Origin of the sequence: Pseudomonas sp. TH10, assembly GCF_016651255.1 — a bacterium.
Classification (GTDB): domain Bacteria; phylum Pseudomonadota; class Gammaproteobacteria; order Pseudomonadales; family Pseudomonadaceae; genus Aquipseudomonas.
Genome location: NZ_JAEKEG010000100.1, coordinates 1 through 16,460, shown reverse-complemented (window position 1 = coordinate 16,460; position 16,460 = coordinate 1). Strand labels below are relative to the sequence as shown.

The following is a 16,460-nucleotide window of genomic DNA, read 5'->3' as shown; positions in this document are numbered from 1 at the left end:
GGCAGTGAACCGGGTACCTTCCAGGTAATTGACCACTGTCACCGGCTGGCGCTTGAACAGCTCGCAGGCCGCCTTGGTGATTTTCAGATCCTGGCCGGCCAGCTCCGGGTTCTTCGCCAGGAAGGCTTTGGTATAGCGCTTCATGAACGGGTAATCCAGTGCCCACCACGCCAGCCCCAGGAAGGGCACCCAGATCAGTTCTTTCTTGAGGAAAAACTTGAAGAACGGCGTGCGCCGGTTCAGCGTCTGAATCAGCGCCGGAATATCGACCCAGGATTGATGATTGCTGATCACCAGGTAGGACGTGTCAGTGCGCAAGTTATCGCCGCCACGGATGTCCCATTGCGTGGGGATGCACAGCCGGAAGATCAGCTTGTCGACTTCCGCCCAGGTCTCGGCGATCCACATCACCGCCCCCGACGCGTAGTCGCGCAGGCGCCCTGGCAGCACCAGCTTGAGCAAGGCAAACACCATCAGCGGCCCGAACAGGACCAGGGTGTTGAGCAACAGCAGCAGGGTGACGAAACAGCCGGTGAGCAGGCGGCGCATAAGCAACTCTTTGAAAACGGATGGGCGCGCCATGATAAGCAGCTTCGCGCGACAGGCCAAATCGGCGATGACAAATGTTTCACCTTGCTGGCGGTATGCTTGACCTCAATAACGGTCCTCAGGTCTTGTGGTGATTGATCAGACCTCTTCGCGGGCAATCCCGCTTCCACAGTAGATTGAGGTGTGCAAGATTTTTTGAACCACCCAAAACCCTGTGGGTGCGGGCTTGCCCGCGAAGCGATCGTAAGAACGAACGAATTGCCCACTGGCTGTCTAAAATTGCGCTGCCCACTTTCCAAGGAAGCCCTTTACGTGAAATCCCTCCTTGCACTGTTTGCCCTCGTCGCCCTGCCGGTCATGGCCGCCGAGCCGACCCTGTACGGGCGCTACGAATACATCGCGCTGCCGGAAATCGGCGGTGAGGTGCTCAAGGCCAAGATGGACACCGGCGCGCTGACCGCCTCGCTGTCGGCCAAGGACATCGAAACCTTCACCCGTGATGGCGACGACTGGGTGCGTTTCCGCCTCGGCACCAAGGACGCCGACAACAAGGTCTACGAACACAAAGTCGCGCGGATCAGCAAGATCAAGAGCCGCTCGGATGAAGAGGATGAGGGGGAAAACACCGAAGTCGCCAAACGTCCGGTGGTCGACCTGGAACTGTGCCTGGGCAACGTCAAGCGTACCGTGGAGGTCAACCTGACCGACCGCAGCAACTTCAACTATCCGCTGCTGATCGGTGCCAAGGCCTTGCGTGAGTTTGGCGCGGCCGTGAACCCTGCACGGCGTTTTACCGCTGATAAACCGGACTGCTGAGCATTGGCTGCCGATTGACGTCATCCACCATGGTTCACCGTTCGCCCACTTAACTGACGGGCTCGCACGCCATGCCCCATATCCTGATTGTCGAAGACGAAGCCGCCATCACCGATACCCTGATATTCGCGTTGCAACAAACCGTTGAGCCCCCAATCGGACGATTTTTTGAGGCCATTGCTTTGAACTGAAATTCAAACCTTGGGCATTGTGGCCAACATCGAAGGCCGCTGGCTCACCTCGAAATACCACGCTGCCAGCTGCGGATTCGCCTCGCGCCAGGCCAGGTCCGGATGGCGCAGATCCAGATAACCGAGGGCACAAGCCACACTGATCGCCGCCACATCAAAATGACTGGTCAGCTCGGCGATGGCATCCGTTTCAAGCAATGCGAGGGCGCGGCGGATTTTGTCGCGCTGGCCGTCCAGCCAGGCATCCCAGTGTTTCTCCGGGGCGCGCAGGGCGACTTCGTAGCGCGTGAGCACGGCGGCGTCCATGATGCCGTCGGCCATGGAGGCGAGAGTCAGGCGGCGCCAGCGGGCCGAGCCTTCGCGGGGGATCAGCGGATTACCGACGTGCTGGTGATCGAGGTAATCGAGGATCACCCGGCTGTCGTGGATGACGTTGCCGTCGGCCAGGCGCAGGGCGGGGATTTTGCTCAGGGGGTTGTCGTTGATCAGGCTCGGGTCTGGGTCGACTGGGGAGAGCACGCAGTTCTGCAGGGCGACTCGGTCCTGTTGACCGGTTTCGTGCAGCAGCACCATGACTTTGCGTACGAAAGGCGAGAGGGAGTTATGGTAGAGGGTCATGGTCGGGGTGGACATGGCGGCGTCTCGTTCAGTGGTGGTGGCGGGCAACTGTGGGAGCAAGGCTTGCCCGCGATGACGGTAGCACATCTGAATTTGATGTGGCTGATGCACCGCCATCGTTGTATCAGCCAACTTGGATGCCTTGGATATGCCGCTTTCGTGAGCAAGCCCGCCGCCCCAGGTTGCGCGTTTTCAGGTGGCGGACTGCGGCAGCTCCTACCGGAGACGTCGCGTTATCGGCGCTGCAGCAGGCCTCGCAGGGCGAAGGCGGCGGGAATGCCCAGGCCCAGCCAGCTCAGGGCATCCCACACGCCATCGCCCAGCAACGCCGCGAACAACCCGGCGGCGGTGAACAGGCCGATGACCGTGGGAATGGCAAAGACTTTCCAGAAATTCGACTGGCGCGGCCTCATGCTTGAGCCTCCGCAGTTTCAAGCACAGGCTTTGCCGCTTTGCGCCGCACGACCCACAGGTACACCCCGCTGCCGAGCACGATGATGGTCAGCACATCCAGGGTCGCCCACAGGATTTTCATCGGCATGCCGCCGTAATCACCAAAGTGCAAGGGCTGCGACATGCCCATGACGTCCATGTACCACGGCCGCTCCGCCACGGCGGTGACTTGCAGGGTGCTGGCGTCAATCAGCACTGGCGTCAGCAGGTGGGAGGTCAGGTGCGTGTTGCCTTTCATGAATACGGCGTAATGGTGCTCGCTGGAGAACCGCGTGCCGGGGAAGGCGATGAAGTCGGGTTGCATGTCCGGTGCGACCTCGCTGGCGATGTCCAGCAGGCGAGTCGGTGGCGCGAGCTGCGTCAGCGCGGGTGCGTCGGCATAGGGCGCGATCATCGCGCCCAAGGCCTCATTGCGCCAGGCCGCAATCAGCAGGTCGGCACAGGCGCTGATCACTCCGGTGACACCGACCACCAGCATCCAGGTCAGGGCCACGACGCCGATCAGGTTATGCAGGTCGAGCCAGCGCAGGCGGGTGGATTTATCCTGGCGCACGGTGGCGAATTTCAACCGGCGCATGAACGGCAGGTACAGCACTGTACCGGACACGATGGCTACCACGAACAGAATGCCCATGAACGCCAGGAACAGCTTGCCCGGCAGGCCGGCGAACATGTCCACGTGCAGTCGCAGCATGATCATCATGAAACCGCCGTTCGCCGAAGGCATTTCCAGTGCTTCACCGGTGCGGGCGTCGAGCATGAAGGTATGGGACGAATTCGGCTCGGTTCCGGCAGTAGCCGCCATGATCGCGAACGCGGCATTGGGGTCTTCTTCGTCGAAACCGAAGTACTGCATGACTTCGCCCGGCCGATGTTTTTCCGCCGCCAGCACCAGTTGCTGCAAGTTCAGCCGCGCAGTGCCGGCGGGCATTTCCTTGAGCTCGGGTGCATCGCCCAGGAGATGGTCGATCTCGTGGTGAAAAATCAATGGCAAGCCGGTCACTGCCAGCATCAGCAGTAACACCGTGCAAATCAGGCTGGTCCAGGTATGGACGAAGGACCAGCGGCGGATCGTTTTACTCTTCATTTGCAGCCCTTCAGAAATACCAAAGCCGTCCTCGAAGGACGGCCCGGTGTTGGGTGTGTCAGGTCAAGCGTTTACCACTTGTAGGTCGCACTGGCGACGACACTGCGCTGGTCGCCGTAGTAGCAATAGAAACTGTCACAGGTGGAGATGTAGTCCTTGTCGAACAGGTTGGTCGCGTTGAGTGCCAGCGACGCGCCCTTGAGGCTGTTGTCCAGACGGCCGAGGTCGTAATGCACCGCTGCGTCGAACACGGTGTAGGCGTCCGCCTTGCCCAGCCAGGTGTTGGCCTTGTCGCCGTAGGTGTTGCCGGTGTAACGCACGCCGCCGCCAATGCCGAAACCGTCAAGTACGCCGGTGTGCCAGGTGTAGTCGGTCCACAACGAGGCTTGCTGATTGGGCATCAGTTGCAGACGGTTGCCCTTGTCGATGCCTTTCTGCACTTCGGACTTGGCCAAGGTGTAAGCGGCGATGACTTTCAGGTTATCGGTGACGTCCGAAACCGCTTCCAGCTCCAGACCTTTGACTTTCACTTCACCCGCCTGGCTGGTGATGGTCACGTTGTTGACGATGCTGTTGACCGAGACGTTCTTCTGGGTCAGGTCATACACCGCAGCGCTGAGCAGGGTTTTGCTGCCCGGTGGCTGGTACTTGATGCCCAGTTCCCACTGTTTGCCTTCGGTTGGCTTGAGCGAACCGGTAGAGGTGGCATCGGCGCCGGTGGTCGGCTGGAAGGATTCGGCGTACGACAGGTACGGTACGAAACCCGAGTCGAAGACATAGCTGATCGCCGCGTTGCCGCTGAAGTTCTTGTCGCGCTGGGTGTTGGTGGCATCGTCCTTGTTAATGAACTGCGTGCTGGTGTGCACCCAGTCTTCACGGCCGCCAAGGGTCAGGCGCCATTGGTCGAGGGCCATTTGGTCCTGCGCGTACAGACCGGTCTGGTAGGTTTTCTGATCGTAATCGTAAAACGCGCTGGAGCGCGGCGGACGAACGATCGTCTGGCCGTAGATCGGGTTGTTCACATTGATGCTCGGCGCGGTGCCGAAGATCGAGGTGTAGTTGGTATTGCTGCGCTGGTGATCGAGACCCAGCAGCAAGGTGTGGCGGATATCACCCGTGGCGAAGTCGGCCTGGAAGTTGTTGTCCACAGCGAACTGGCTGATGTCTTCATCAACGTTGGTGGTGCCGCGACCGACATTGCCTTGGGCGTCCACTTGGGTGAACGGGTAGGCGCCGGGGGTAAGCGCCTGGAACGACAGGTCTGATTTGGTGTAGCGCAGGTTCTGCTTGAACTGCCAGACATCGTTCAGGCGATGTTCGAAGGCATAACCCAAGGCGTAGTAGGTGCGGTCGTAGTATTCCCAGTCTGGATCACCGAGGTTCTTGTGATGGGAAATGTCACCCAGTGGCGAGCGGATTTTGGTGCCCTGTATCGGCAGGAACTGGCTGGTGATGCCGGTATCGTCGCGGGTGAACTGCGTCAGCAGGGTAAATTTGGTGTCGTCGTCGATGTTCCAGGTCAGGCTAGGCGCAATGTTGTAGCGCTTGTTATCGACGTGGTCGATTTGCGTGCCGCTGTCGCGCACGACTGCGCTTAGGCCGTAGAGGAACCGACCGTCTTCGTCGATCTTGCCGGTGCTGGCAAAGTTGATCTGGCGATGATTGTCACTGCCATATTCCACCTGGATTTCACTGCTCGACTCGGCGCTGGGGCGGCGGCTGACCATGTCCAGCATGCCGCCCGGTGGGGTCTGGCCATACACGGAGGAGGCCGGACCGCGCAGCAGGGCGAGCCGATCGAGGTTCCAGGTTTCCTGTTTCGGGTTGGCGTATACGCCTTTTGGCAGCGGCAGGCCGTCGAGGAACTGGGTCGGCTCGAAACCGCGTACACGCAGCCAGTCGGCACGGGTGTCGCTGCCGTAGCTGCTGGCGACGATGCCGGGCATGTAGCGCACGGCGTCATCAATGTTCTGCACGCTGCGGTCGTCCATTTGCTGGCGCGTGGCAACCGAGATCGAGCGTGGCGCTTCGACCAGCGCGGTGTCGGTCTTGGTGCCGGCGGCGGTGCGGGTGGCGGTGTAGCCGTCGACCGGGCCCCAGGCGCTTTCAGTGTTTTCCACGCCGATGACAGAAGTTTCCGGCAGGTCGAGCACGCCTTCCGGCACGGCAACCAGGGTGTAAGTGCCGGTGCTGCTCAGTTCCAGTTGCAGACCGGTGCCACGCAGAGCCGCCCGCAGGGCGCCAGCCGCGTCGTACTGTCCGCTGACCGGTGCCGACGTCTTGCCTGCCGCCAGCGAAGGATTCAGCGACAGCGCGATGCCGCCCTGACTGGCGATCTGGTTCAGGGTGGTCGACAGCGGTGCGGCCGGCAGGTTGTAGGCGCGCACGCTGGACGCTTGTTCAGCGGCGAGCAACGGGCTGCTGATCAACGGCGTGCTGAAAGCGATGGCGACGGCCAGCAGACTGGGGCGCAACAAGGTGTCTAGCGAACGGGACATACGGCGGCTCCTGAATGTAAATATTTCTCAATTGCCTAGGTGCCGAACGAAAATCCAAAAGTGATAGGGCCAGGTGAAAATAATGTTGATTCAGGTTTTCCGGTGAATCGGCTGGCCTTATCGCGGGCAAGCCTTGCTCCCACAGGTTTCAAGGCTCCGCCTCAGCCTTCGCCACCGTCACCCACCACGGCGTGTGCTGCTCAATCTGCACTGGCAGTGTTGGCAGCAATGCGCGCAAGGCCTTGTCGGTATCCTTCAACGGGAAACTGCCGGTGATCCGCAGGTCTGCAATTTCGGACGCTACGCCCAGATAACCCGGCCGGTAACGACTCAGTTCATGCACCAGGTCTTCCAGGCGCGCGTTGTCCACCACCAGCATGCCGCGAGTCCAGGCGTCGACGCCGGGCTTGAGCGCGACCACCGGGCCCAGGCCGTTGTTGCGCATCAGCACCTGCTGGCCTTCGCGCAGAATCTGTTCGTCGCGACTCGCCTGCGGGTGGGCGGCCACTGCAGACTTCAACACGCTCAGGCGTGTGCCATCCTCTTCGCGCTTGACCAGGAACCGCGTTCCCAGTGCGCGCAGGCTGCCTTCGCGAGTTTCGACGATAAACGGCCGGGCATCGCCGTGGCCGGTTTCAACGAGGATTTCGCCGTCCTGGAGAATCACCCGACGCTGCGTCTCGTCAAACCGCACGTCCACGGCGCTGTGGGTATTGAGGTTGATCACGGTGCCGTCGCTCAGGCGCAAGGTGCGCTGCTCGCCAGTGGCCGTGCGCTGATCGGCCAGCCAATAGTCGAGCGGCAGGTAACGCTCGCCCGCAAACAATGCCAGGCCAATCACCGCCACGATGCTGGCCAGGCCGCTGCCCAGCTTGCGCACGCGTCGGCGGATGCCCTCACGCGATTGCAGCAACGCGGCGCGGGCCGGGCCACTGGCGACACTGAAACGCTGGTCAAGCATGCCCAATTGACGCCAGGCGCGCGCGTGCTCTTCGTGGGCGGCGTGCCATTTGGCGAACTCTTCGCGCTCCACCGGGTTGGCGCAATCCAGTGACAGCTGCCAGGCAATCGCCGCGTCCAGTACCTGGGCCGAGACCGGTTTGGAGCTCACGGGGCTCATGCGGGCTCACCGTACAGCGCGATGTAGCACTGGCGAATGCCTTGGGCCAGGTATTGCCTGACCCGGGGTACCGACACCCCGAGACGCTGGGCGATTTCTGCGTGGCTGAGGCCGTCGAGACGGTTATACAGAAACGCCGCACGTGCCTTGCTCGACAGTTTGCCGAGCAGGCGATCGATGTTTTTCAGGTCTTCGAGAATGAGTTGCTGCTCTTCCACCGAGGGGTGTTCGCCCTCGGGAATGAGCATCAGCTCGGTCAGGTAGGCCTGCTCCAGGGCGGCGCGGCGGAAGTAGTCGAACAGCAGACCCTTGGCGATTGCCACCAGAAACGCCCGGGGTTCGCGGGGCTCGTGCAGTTCGCCACGCCCCAGCAGTCGTACGAACGTGTCCTGGCTGAGGTCTTCGGCCCGTTGCGGGCAGGCGACGTTGCGGCGCAGCCAAGCCAATAGCCAGCTGCGATGGTCGCGATACAGCGCACCGACGAGCTCACTGTGGGGGCTTTGGACTGACGGCACGCAGCATCACCGATTGGGAAGAGTTAACTAACGAGAATTGTTCGCGATTGTGGCAGAGGCGGGGGAGGTAAGCAATTGGCGCTGGTCGGGTGGTTTAGCCAGGCGCCGTCTATCAGAAGGAGGGAGACTGCTGCCGCCGCTTCCACTGACTCAGCCGCTGCTGCAGATTCAACGGGCTGTGAATCTGCTGCTGGCGTGCCCGGCTGAACAGGATCAGTGCCAGTTCGGCGGTGGCCAGCGCGTCGGCACTGGCGTTATGGCGCTCGAACACTTCGAGTTTGAACCAGTCTATCCACTCGTCCAGTCCGGCCTCGCGGATAGGCGCCTGTGGGCACAGCAGCGGGGCGATGTCTGCCACATCGAGAAAGGTATTCTGCAACTTGTACCCCAGATGATCCTTCAGTGCCCGGCCGAGCATGTGCTGATCGAAGGGAGCATGAAAAGCCAGCACCGGGCTGTCCCCCAGGAACTCCATGAACTCCAGCAACGCCTGCGCCGGATCGCTGCCGGCCGCAATGGCGCTTGGGCCAAGGCCATGGATCAGCACACTGGGGGCCAGTTTCATGTCGGCGCACTGCAGGGTTCGTTCGAACTGCTGACTGAAGTCGATGGCCCCGTCCTCGATCACTACCGCACCAATCGACAACACCCGATCCTTGTTCAGGTTAAGCCCCGTGGTTTCCAGGTCCAGCACCACCCAGCGTTGTTCGCGAAGGCTGCATTCGCTCAGCCCGATCGCCGGCGGCAAGTGACCCAGACGTTGCAGTATTTCGCCAGACAGCGCCGGGCCGGCGGGGCGCAACCACGAAAACAGGCTCATAGCTGATACCGCAAGGTCAGGCTGCTTTGCAGGCGTTGCGCCTGACGCAGGGATTCGCGCAGGATCCGTCGGTCCAGATGATTGAGGCTGTCGGGGTCGACGCGGTTCGAGTACGGCAGATTCTCCCGGGTCTGCAATTGATGCTGCTGCATGCGCGTCTGCTGAATGAAGTGATAAGCCTCTTCATACGCCGCGCCATCGAGACGCTCGATCACTTCTTTATCGACCAACTGACGGAAACGTTCGAGGGTGTTATTGGCGTCGATGCCGTTGGCCAATGCCAGCAGGCGGGCGCCGTCGACGAAGGGCGTCAGGCCCTGAACCTTGAGGTCCAGCGTGGCTTTCTCGCCATTTTTGCGTGCCAGCACAAACTCGCGGAATCGCCCTACGGGTGGTCGATTGCGCAAGGCATTGTCGGCCATCATGCGCTGGAACAAGCGGTTGTCACCGACCTGATCGAGAATGCCCCGGCGCAGTTGCTCGCAGCTTTTTTCGTCGCCCCAGACCACGCGCAGATCGAAATAGATGCTCGATCCCAGCAGGTTTTCGGGCGTCGCCTCACGGATGAACGCCGCAAAGCGTCGTGCCCATTCCGCCCGCGATAAACACAGCTCGGGGTTGCCGGCCATGATGTTGCCTTTGCACAGGGTGAAGCCGCACTGCGCCAGGCTCTGGTTGATCTGCTGGGCAATCGGCAGCAGCTTGCCGCGAATCTCCGCGGCATGCGCAGCGTCGCGGGCGTCGAACAGAATGCCGTTGTCCTGATCGGTGTGCAGCGTTTGCTCGCGGCGGCCTTCGCTGCCGAAACACAGCCAACTGAATGGCACGCCGGGATCGCCTTTCTCGGCCAGTGTGAGTTCGATTACCCGGCACACCGTGTGATCGTTAAGCAGGGTGATGATATGGGTGATCTGGGTGGAAGACGCGCCGTGGGCCAGCATGCGCTCCACCAGTTGGCCGATCTCGCCGCGCAGCGCCACCAGGCTTTCGACACGCTGGGCGCTGCGGATGGTTCGGGCCAGATGCACCAGATCGACCCGCTGCAGGGAAAACAGGTCACGCTCGGAAACCACACCGCACAAGCGTTGATCCTTGACCAGGCAGACGTGAGCGATGTGCCGTTCGGTCATGGCAATCGCCGCATCGAAGGCGCTGTGATCCGGGGTTAAAAAGAATGGTGCGCGGGTCATGTGCCGTTCTATGGCTTCATTGAAGTCATTGGTGCCGCCTGCCACCACGTGCCGCAAGTCGCGCAGGGTGAAAATCCCCAGCGGGGCCTTATCGCCATCGACCACCACAATGCTGCCGACCTGTTGTTCATGCATCAGGGTCACGGCTTCGCGCAGTGGCGTGACCGGGCTGCAGGTCACCGGATGACGCATGGCCAACTCGCCCAGGCGAGTATTGAGCGAGTATTGGGTGCCCAGGGTTTCCACGGCTTTTTGCTGGACTTGCTGGTTGACCTGATCCAGCAGGCTGCTGACGCCACGCAGGGCGAAATCGCGAAAGGTGTGGGAAAGCGCGAACAGTTTGATGAACGCCAGCTTGTTCAGTTGCAGGCAGAAGGTGTCTTCAGCCGCCAGGTGCTCGGTACGAGTGGCCCGCTCACCGAGCAACGCGGCGAGGGGGAAGCATTCGCCGGTGGTGATTTCAAACGTGGTTTCGGTCCCCGGCTTGGTGATGTGCTGGCGTTCGCCGACTACCCGGCCCTGTTTGACGATATAAAAGTGTTCGACCGGGCCGTCGGTGGGTTTGATGATGCTCTCGCCCTGGCCGTAAAAGCGCAGCTGACATTGCTCCACCAGATACGCGAGGTGGGCGTGTTCCATTTGATTGAAAGGCGGGAAGCGCTGGAGAAATTGCAGAGTGCCCTGAATGTTCTGCAACACCGCGGTTTTCCCTGCCCGGGTGAAGGCGTCCGCTTTACTCATAACCATTACCGCAGTCTTTTTTGAATTGTTGTTGTCGGATCGTTGCGGTCATGGTCGGCCCCTGCGCGCAGGGTGCCCATTGGACGTAAGTCTAGGTTTGCCATGCTGTTCGGCACATTTGGGAAGTGCCCTACAAGAACAGTCGGAAATTCTCTTGTCCGGCCTCTTGGAAAAAAATCCGACGAAGTGCACATTGAAGCAGTGCTTAGCGATGTCTGACGACTGTGCCAGGTGATTGATTTGAACATTTAGAGAACGCCATGTCCGACCACGATATTTTGAGCGATGCCGAGCGTGAAGCGCTCAGCGCAGTAATGCTCGATCCCGACCTCCCGCCGCAGCGTGTCTTGATCGTCGATGATGACAAGGACGCACGGGAACTGTTGGCGGAGGTTCTGGCGCTGGACGGCATCCATTGCATGACCGCGGCGAGTGGCGAAACGGCGTTGAAGATGTTGGCGGAAAAACCATCGATCGGACTGGTGATCACTGATTTGCGCATGGGCCATGTCGATGGCCTGGACCTGATCCGCCAGGTGCGCGAGTCGGTGCGGGCGGCGATGCCGATCATCATCGTCTCGGGCGATGCCGATGTGAAAGACGCGATTGCGGCTATGCATTTGAGCGTGGTGGATTTCCTCCTCAAGCCGATTGATACGACGAAGTTGTTGGCGTTGGTGAAACATGAATTGGGCATTGAGCCATAGCCAACTCCCACAAACTGTCTCATTCATATGCAAAAAGGCCCTGATCCGAAGATCAGGGCCTTTTTTGTTCGCCGCTAGCGTTTACTCAGAGGCCGTTGGCCTTCTTGAACTCGCGACGACGACGGTGCAGTACCGGCTCGGTATAACCGTTCGGCTGCTTGGTGCCTTCGATCACCAGTTCGACCGCCGCCTGGAAGGCGATGTTGCTGTCGAAGTTTGGCGCCAGAGGGCGGTACAGCGGGTCGTTGGCGTTCTGACGGTCCACCACTGGCGCCATGCGCTTGAGGCTTTCCATCACTTGCGCTTCAGTGACCACACCGTGGCGCAGCCAGTTGGCGATGTGCTGGCTGGAGATACGCAGCGTTGCACGGTCTTCCATCAGGCCGACATCATTGATGTCCGGCACCTTCGAGCAACCCACGCCCTGGTCGATCCAGCGCACTACATAACCGAGAATGCCCTGAGCGTTGTTGTCCAGTTCGTTCTTGATCTGCTCTGGCGTCCAGTTCGGGTTGACCGCCAACGGGATGGTCAGAATGTCGTCCACCGAGGCGCGGGCACGTTTGGCGAGTTCGGCCTGGCGGGCGAACACGTCGACCTTGTGATAGTGCAGCGCGTGCAGCGCAGCCGCGGTCGGCGACGGAACCCAAGCGGTGTTGGCGCCGGCCAGTGGGTGGGCGATTTTCTGTTCGAGCATCGCCGCCATCAGGTCGGGCATGGCCCACATGCCTTTACCGATTTGCGCGCGACCTTGCAGGCCGGTGCTCAGACCGATATCGACGTTCCAGTTTTCGTAGGCGCCGATCCACTTCTCAGCCTTCATGTCGGCCTTGCGCACCACTGGGCCGGCTTCCATGGAGGTGTGAATTTCGTCGCCGGTACGGTCGAGGAAACCGGTGTTGATGAACACCACGCGCTCGCTGGCCGCCTTGATACAGGCCTTGAGGTTGACCGTGGTGCGGCGCTCCTCGTCCATGATCCCGACTTTCAGCGTGTTGCGTTTGAGGCCAAGCACGTCTTCGATGCGACCGAACAGCTCGTTGGTGAACGCCGCTTCTTCCGGGCCGTGCATCTTCGGTTTAACGATGTAAACGGAACCGGTGCGGGTGTTCTTGCGCGAGGTGTTGCCGTTGAGGTTGTGCATTGCCGCGAGGCAAGTGACCAGGCCGTCGAGGATGCCTTCCGGCACTTCGTTGCCGTCTTTGTCGAGGATCGCGTCGATGGTCATCAGGTGACCAACGTTACGCACGAACAACAGCGAGCGGCCATGCAGGGTCACTTCCTTGCCGTCGACGCCGGTGTAGGTGCGGTCGGCGTTCATGGTGCGGGTGAAAGTCTTGCCGCCTTTGACAACTTCTTCCGCCAGGTCGCCCTTCATCAGGCCGAGCCAATTGCGGTAGATCACTACTTTGTCGTCAGCATCGACGGCAGCGACGGAGTCTTCGCAGTCCATGATGGTGGTCAGTGCCGCTTCCATCAGGACGTCTTTAATGCCGGCAGCGTCGGTCTGGCCGACCGGGGTGCTGGCGTCGACCTGGATTTCGAAATGCAGACCGTTGTGCTTCAGCAGGATAGCGATTGGCGCGTCGGCATCGCCCTGGAAGCCGATCAGTTGTGCATTGTCGCGCAGGCCACTGTTGCTGCCGCCCTTGAGGGTGACAACCAGTTTGCCGTCAGCGATTTTGTAGCCGGTCGAATCAACGTGCGTGCCAGCGGCCAATGGCGCGGCTTCGTCGAGGAAGGCGCGGGCGAAGGCAATGACTTTGTCGCCACGCACCTTGTTGTAGCCTTTGCCTTTTTCCGCGCCACCGTCTTCGCTGATCGCGTCGGTGCCGTAGAGGGCGTCATACAGCGAACCCCAGCGGGCGTTCGAGGCATTGAGAGCGAAGCGAGCATTCATCACCGGCACTACAAGTTGCGGGCCGGCGGTACGGGCGATTTCATCATCGACGTTTTGCGTCGTTGCCTGGAAATCAGCCGCTTCTGGCAGCAGATAACCGATTTCTTGCAGGAAGGCTTTGTAGGCCACAGCGTCATGGGCCTGGCCTGCGTGTTCCTGGTGCCAGGCGTCAATGCGCGCCTGGAAGTCATCGCGTTTGGCGAGTAGGGCTTTGTTCTTCGGCGCCAGGTCATGAATGACCTTGTCGGCACCTTCCCAGAATTTTTCGGCGGTGAGGCCGGTACCGGGAATGGCTTCGTTGTTCACGAAGTCGAACAGGACTTTGGCGACCTGCAGGCCACCGACTTGAACGTGTTCAGTCATTGCTTGCCTCACTCTGCTCAGCTATTTCGCTTTTCAGCTCTTCAATTTGACAATGAAGCCTCTGGCCATTTAAACCACAAACCTGCCGACCAGTACATGCCATTGCTGACGGCTGGGCTGGGACCAATCAACGGCTTGGGGGCCTTGCTGACGGGGCTTTCAGGGTTGCGAACGAGCCTTGGGCAGACATCGATTCAGCGTTATGTAGTGCGCGCCGAGGCATACTACATGATGAGTTGCGCTTGTGAAAATCAGACTAATTACGTCGTTCTGCGACCTCATGTCGCATTGCGGTCACATCGCGGAACGGGATGTTCTCAAAAAACCATTGGATTGTTCCAGCTAAATATCAAAAGTTGTACACATAAATACTATTTGGCTGCTATGGCCTATGACTTCTGCCACGAAGTGCCTTGTGGCGAGATTATTGTGGCGAGGGGATTTATCCCCGTTGGGTGGCGAAGCCGCCCCCTGCGTTCTGGCAGGTAAACCAAATTGCAGGATTGACGACTGCTGCCGCAGCCGGACGGAAATAAATCCCCTCACCACAGATTTTCCCAAATCACATTCACAGGTGGGTCTTCAATTGGGGATAGCGGCTGAATTTCGGTGCTTGCCTATACTTGCCCTTCTATAACAAAAGTCATGACAAGAGGGCGGCGCCATGGACCATCTCGTACTCACCGTATTCGCCTCGGACAAGCCCGGGCAGGTCGAGCGCATTGCCCAATGCATTGCCGAGCATGGTGGTAACTGGCTGGAAAGTCGGATGTCACGGATGGCCGGGCAATTCGCCGGGATTCTGCGGGTCGGCGTGCCGGCAGAGGCTTACGACGAATTAGTCGATTCCCTACAAGCGCTGTCGGCTCATGGCATTCGCGTGCTCATTGCCGAAAGCGGTATCGAGCAATCCTGCACCTGGAAACCGATTGCCATGGAGTTGGTGGGCAATGACCGTCCGGGGATTGTGCGCGACATCACCCGGCTGCTGAGCGAGCAGGGTGTGAACCTTGAGCGGCTGGTGACCGAAGTGCGTCCCGCGCCAATGAGCAGTGAACCGCTGTTCCACGCCGAAGCGATTCTGGCGGTGCCACTGACCCTCTCGCTGGACGTTTTGCAGTCGCGCCTGGAAACCCTGGCCGATGATCTGATGGTGGAACTGGTTCTGCGCAGTGAGGCTTGAGAAGGTTATCCAGTGTTAACGTGCACCTGCCTGTGGATAACCTGTAGAGACTGCTCGCAGCGCCAAGCCCGCCGTGGCTTTGCTGGCGTTGATCAAAAAATCGCCAACATTCAGTGACTTGCGCACAAACGACGGGGATCACGCTGTGGATAACCTTGGGAAGGAACGATGCAGGCCACGAGAACCATGGCCTGCGAAGGTTTGTGCGTTTTTTGATCAGTTGCGCCGGCGCAAACTTATCCACGCATCGACGCTGTACACCGCCAGGCCGGCCCAGATAAACATGAAGGCCACCAGCGTGCTGGATGACAAGTGCTCACCAAACAACAGCACGGCTTGTAGCAGCACCAGGGTGGGCGCGAGGTATTGCAGGAAACCGATGGTGGTGTAGGGCAGGTGACGGGTGGCCGCGTTGAAGCACACCAGCGGCACCAGCGTCACCGGGCCGGCCGCGATCAGCCACCAGGCTTCGGACGTGGTCCAGAACTGTGCTTGCGCACTGCTTGCCGCGGGGTTGAACAGCAGCCATGCAACGGCGATTGGCACCAGCATCCAGGTTTCCACCACCAGGCCGGGCAGGGCCTTGACCGGCGCCTGCTTGCGAATCAAGCCGTAGAAACCGAAGGTCAATGCCAGTACCAGCGACACCCAGGGCAGGCTGCCGACTTGCCATACCTGTTGTGCCACGCCAACCGCCGCGAGTCCCACCGCCAGCCACTGCATGCGTCGCAAGCGCTCGCCGAGGATCAGCATGCCCAACAGCACGTTTACCAGCGGGTTGATGTAGTAACCGAGGCTTGCTTCCAGCATGCGGCCGTTGTTCACCGACCACACGTAGGTCAGCCAGTTGGCCGCAATCAATGTGCCGCTCAGCGCCAGAATCGCCAGGCGTTTGGGATTGTCGAGCAATTCGCGCAGCCAGCCCGGATGCTTCCAGACCATCAGCAACAATGCGCCGAACAGCGCCGACCACAACACCCGATGGATGATGATCTCGACCGCAGGCACTTCGGCGATGGCTTTGAAGTAGATCGGGAACAGGCCCCAGATGATGTAGGCAGTGAGACCCAGAATGTACCCGCGACGCGGGTTGGCGGCTTGCATGCAGAATCCTTGCTTAGGCAGCTAACAAAGGAGGGGATTGTAAGGAGGTTGTATAGATGTGTCGTGTCGGAAAACAAAAAGATCGCAGCCTTCGGCAGCTCCTACAGCTGCCAGAGGCTGCGATCTTTTGATCTCAAAAAGCTTCAGCGGTTCTTCGTTAAGCGCTGACAGTTGTTCGCGCAACGCCAACACCTGATCGCCCCAATACCGCTCGGTGCCGAACCACGGGAAGCTGTGGGGGAACGCCGGGTCGTCCCAGCGTCGTGCCAGCCAGGCGCTGTAGTGCATCAGGCGCAAGGCGCGCAGTGGCTCGATCAGCGCCAGTTCGCGCGGGTCGAAATCGTGGAACTCGTTATAGCCGTCCATCAATTCCGATAACTGCCCGAGGCATTCCTGGCGGTCGCCGGCGAGCATCATCCAGATGTCCTGCACGGCCGGGCCCATACGGCAGTCGTCGAGGTCGACGATGTGGAACATCTCGTCGCGGCACATCATGTTGCCGGGGTGGCAATCGCCGTGCATGCGGATGTTCTGGTGCGGCGTGGCGGCGTAAACGTCTTCGACCCGTTTGAGCAGATCGCGGGCGACTGACTCGTACGCGGGCA

At 60.3% G+C, this 16,460-nt stretch carries 14 protein-coding genes and 1 pseudogene; 3 read left to right on the top strand and 12 right to left on the bottom strand.

The genetic code is table 11. The features are described 5' to 3' along the window. Positions 1–549 (bottom strand): acetyltransferase (locus JFT80_RS15710; RefSeq protein ID WP_201148493.1); only part of this gene is annotated, 549 nt, incomplete at its 3' end. Positions 550–861: 312 nt separating this feature from the next. On the opposite strand from JFT80_RS15710, the gene JFT80_RS15705 reads away from it, so the two are divergent. After that, positions 862–1,365 (top strand): ATP-dependent zinc protease, encoded by a 504-nt coding sequence (locus JFT80_RS15705; RefSeq protein ID WP_201148492.1) that lies wholly within the window; start codon positions 862–864, stop codon positions 1,363–1,365. Positions 1,366–1,559: 194 nt separating this feature from the next. Here JFT80_RS15705 and JFT80_RS15700 read toward each other — a convergent pair whose 3' ends face one another. The 8 genes from JFT80_RS15700 to JFT80_RS15665 all read right to left on the bottom strand — a co-directional run bounded on the left by JFT80_RS15700 (position 1,560) and on the right by JFT80_RS15665 (position 10,604). Then, a complete protein-coding gene (locus JFT80_RS15700) occupies positions 1,560–2,189 on the bottom strand; it encodes a glutathione S-transferase (RefSeq protein WP_122841287.1) in 630 nt (209 codons plus the stop codon). Positions 2,190–2,407: 218 nt separating this feature from the next. Beyond that, on the bottom strand, positions 2,408–2,587 hold the full coding sequence (locus JFT80_RS15695; protein ID WP_045059919.1) for a hypothetical protein: 180 nt from the start codon (positions 2,585–2,587) through the stop codon (positions 2,408–2,410). Beyond that, entirely contained in the window at positions 2,584–3,714 is a 1,131-nt protein-coding gene (locus tag JFT80_RS15690) for a PepSY domain-containing protein (protein WP_201148491.1), read from the bottom strand. The genes JFT80_RS15695 and JFT80_RS15690 overlap by 4 nt, the downstream gene beginning before the upstream one ends. A 71-nt stretch (positions 3,715–3,785) precedes the next feature. Then, complete coding sequence (locus JFT80_RS15685) at positions 3,786–6,212, bottom strand: TonB-dependent siderophore receptor (RefSeq protein WP_201148490.1); 2,427 nt, start codon at positions 6,210–6,212, stop codon at positions 3,786–3,788. Positions 6,213–6,360: 148 nt separating this feature from the next. Further along, the gene (locus JFT80_RS15680) at positions 6,361–7,332 is read right to left on the bottom strand and encodes a FecR domain-containing protein (protein ID WP_122841220.1); all 972 of its coding nucleotides are present in this window, start codon (positions 7,330–7,332) and stop codon (positions 6,361–6,363) included. Next, positions 7,329–7,847, bottom strand: a complete 519-nt coding sequence (locus tag JFT80_RS15675; RefSeq protein WP_122841221.1) for an RNA polymerase sigma factor — start codon at positions 7,845–7,847, stop codon at positions 7,329–7,331. The genes JFT80_RS15680 and JFT80_RS15675 overlap by 4 nt, the downstream gene beginning before the upstream one ends. Before the next feature lie 112 nt (positions 7,848–7,959). After that, positions 7,960–8,667: a PolC-type DNA polymerase III gene (locus JFT80_RS15670; RefSeq protein WP_122841222.1), complete on the bottom strand. Its 708-nt coding sequence runs from the start codon at positions 8,665–8,667 to the stop codon at positions 7,960–7,962. Further along, positions 8,664–10,604 (bottom strand): DUF294 nucleotidyltransferase-like domain-containing protein, encoded by a 1,941-nt coding sequence (locus JFT80_RS15665; RefSeq protein ID WP_201148489.1) that lies wholly within the window; start codon positions 10,602–10,604, stop codon positions 8,664–8,666. Before JFT80_RS15665 ends, JFT80_RS15670 begins: the two co-directional genes overlap by 4 nt. A gap of 254 nt (positions 10,605–10,858) precedes the next feature. On the opposite strand from JFT80_RS15665, the gene JFT80_RS15660 reads away from it, so the two are divergent. Further along, entirely contained in the window at positions 10,859–11,305 is a 447-nt protein-coding gene (locus tag JFT80_RS15660; protein ID WP_201148488.1) for a response regulator, read from the top strand. 85 nt (positions 11,306–11,390) lie between these two features. Here the strand turns inward: JFT80_RS15660 and JFT80_RS15655 are convergent, their stop codons facing one another. Then, positions 11,391–13,568, bottom strand: coding sequence for a malate synthase G (locus JFT80_RS15655; protein ID WP_201148487.1), 2,178 nt, complete (start codon positions 13,566–13,568; stop codon positions 11,391–11,393). 664 nt (positions 13,569–14,232) lie between these two features. Between JFT80_RS15655 and JFT80_RS15650 the strand changes: the two genes are divergently transcribed. Beyond that, positions 14,233–14,751 carry a glycine cleavage system protein R gene (locus tag JFT80_RS15650; RefSeq protein ID WP_201148486.1) on the top strand — a complete coding sequence of 173 codons (519 nt, stop codon included), beginning with the start codon at positions 14,233–14,235 and terminating at the stop codon, positions 14,749–14,751. Between the two features lie 216 nt (positions 14,752–14,967). Here JFT80_RS15650 and rarD read toward each other — a convergent pair whose 3' ends face one another. After that, the gene (gene rarD, locus JFT80_RS15645; protein ID WP_201148485.1) at positions 14,968–15,855 is read right to left on the bottom strand and encodes an EamA family transporter RarD; all 888 of its coding nucleotides are present in this window, start codon (positions 15,853–15,855) and stop codon (positions 14,968–14,970) included. A gap of 135 nt (positions 15,856–15,990) precedes the next feature. Then, positions 15,991–16,460: pseudogene (locus tag JFT80_RS15640) on the bottom strand (serine/threonine protein kinase); the annotation flags it as partial.

Coding starts and splice junctions, on each gene's coding strand:
- JFT80_RS15685 (WP_201148490.1), bottom strand. CDS start 6,212: ATGTCCCGTTCGCTAGACACCTTGTTGCGCCCCAGTCTGCTGGCCGTC.
- rarD (WP_201148485.1), bottom strand. CDS start 15,855: ATGCAAGCCGCCAACCCGCGTCGCGGGTACATTCTGGGTCTCACTGCC.
- JFT80_RS15690 (WP_201148491.1), bottom strand. CDS start 3,714: ATGAAGAGTAAAACGATCCGCCGCTGGTCCTTCGTCCATACCTGGACC.
- JFT80_RS15655 (WP_201148487.1), bottom strand. CDS start 13,568: ATGACTGAACACGTTCAAGTCGGTGGCCTGCAGGTCGCCAAAGTCCTG.
- JFT80_RS15680 (WP_122841220.1), bottom strand. CDS start 7,332: ATGAGCCCCGTGAGCTCCAAACCGGTCTCGGCCCAGGTACTGGACGCG.
- JFT80_RS15695 (WP_045059919.1), bottom strand. CDS start 2,587: ATGAGGCCGCGCCAGTCGAATTTCTGGAAAGTCTTTGCCATTCCCACG.
- JFT80_RS15660 (WP_201148488.1), top strand. CDS start 10,859: ATGTCCGACCACGATATTTTGAGCGATGCCGAGCGTGAAGCGCTCAGC.
- JFT80_RS15650 (WP_201148486.1), top strand. CDS start 14,233: ATGGACCATCTCGTACTCACCGTATTCGCCTCGGACAAGCCCGGGCAG.
- JFT80_RS15665 (WP_201148489.1), bottom strand. CDS start 10,604: ATGGTTATGAGTAAAGCGGACGCCTTCACCCGGGCAGGGAAAACCGCG.
- JFT80_RS15670 (WP_122841222.1), bottom strand. CDS start 8,667: ATGAGCCTGTTTTCGTGGTTGCGCCCCGCCGGCCCGGCGCTGTCTGGC.
- JFT80_RS15700 (WP_122841287.1), bottom strand. CDS start 2,189: ATGTCCACCCCGACCATGACCCTCTACCATAACTCCCTCTCGCCTTTC.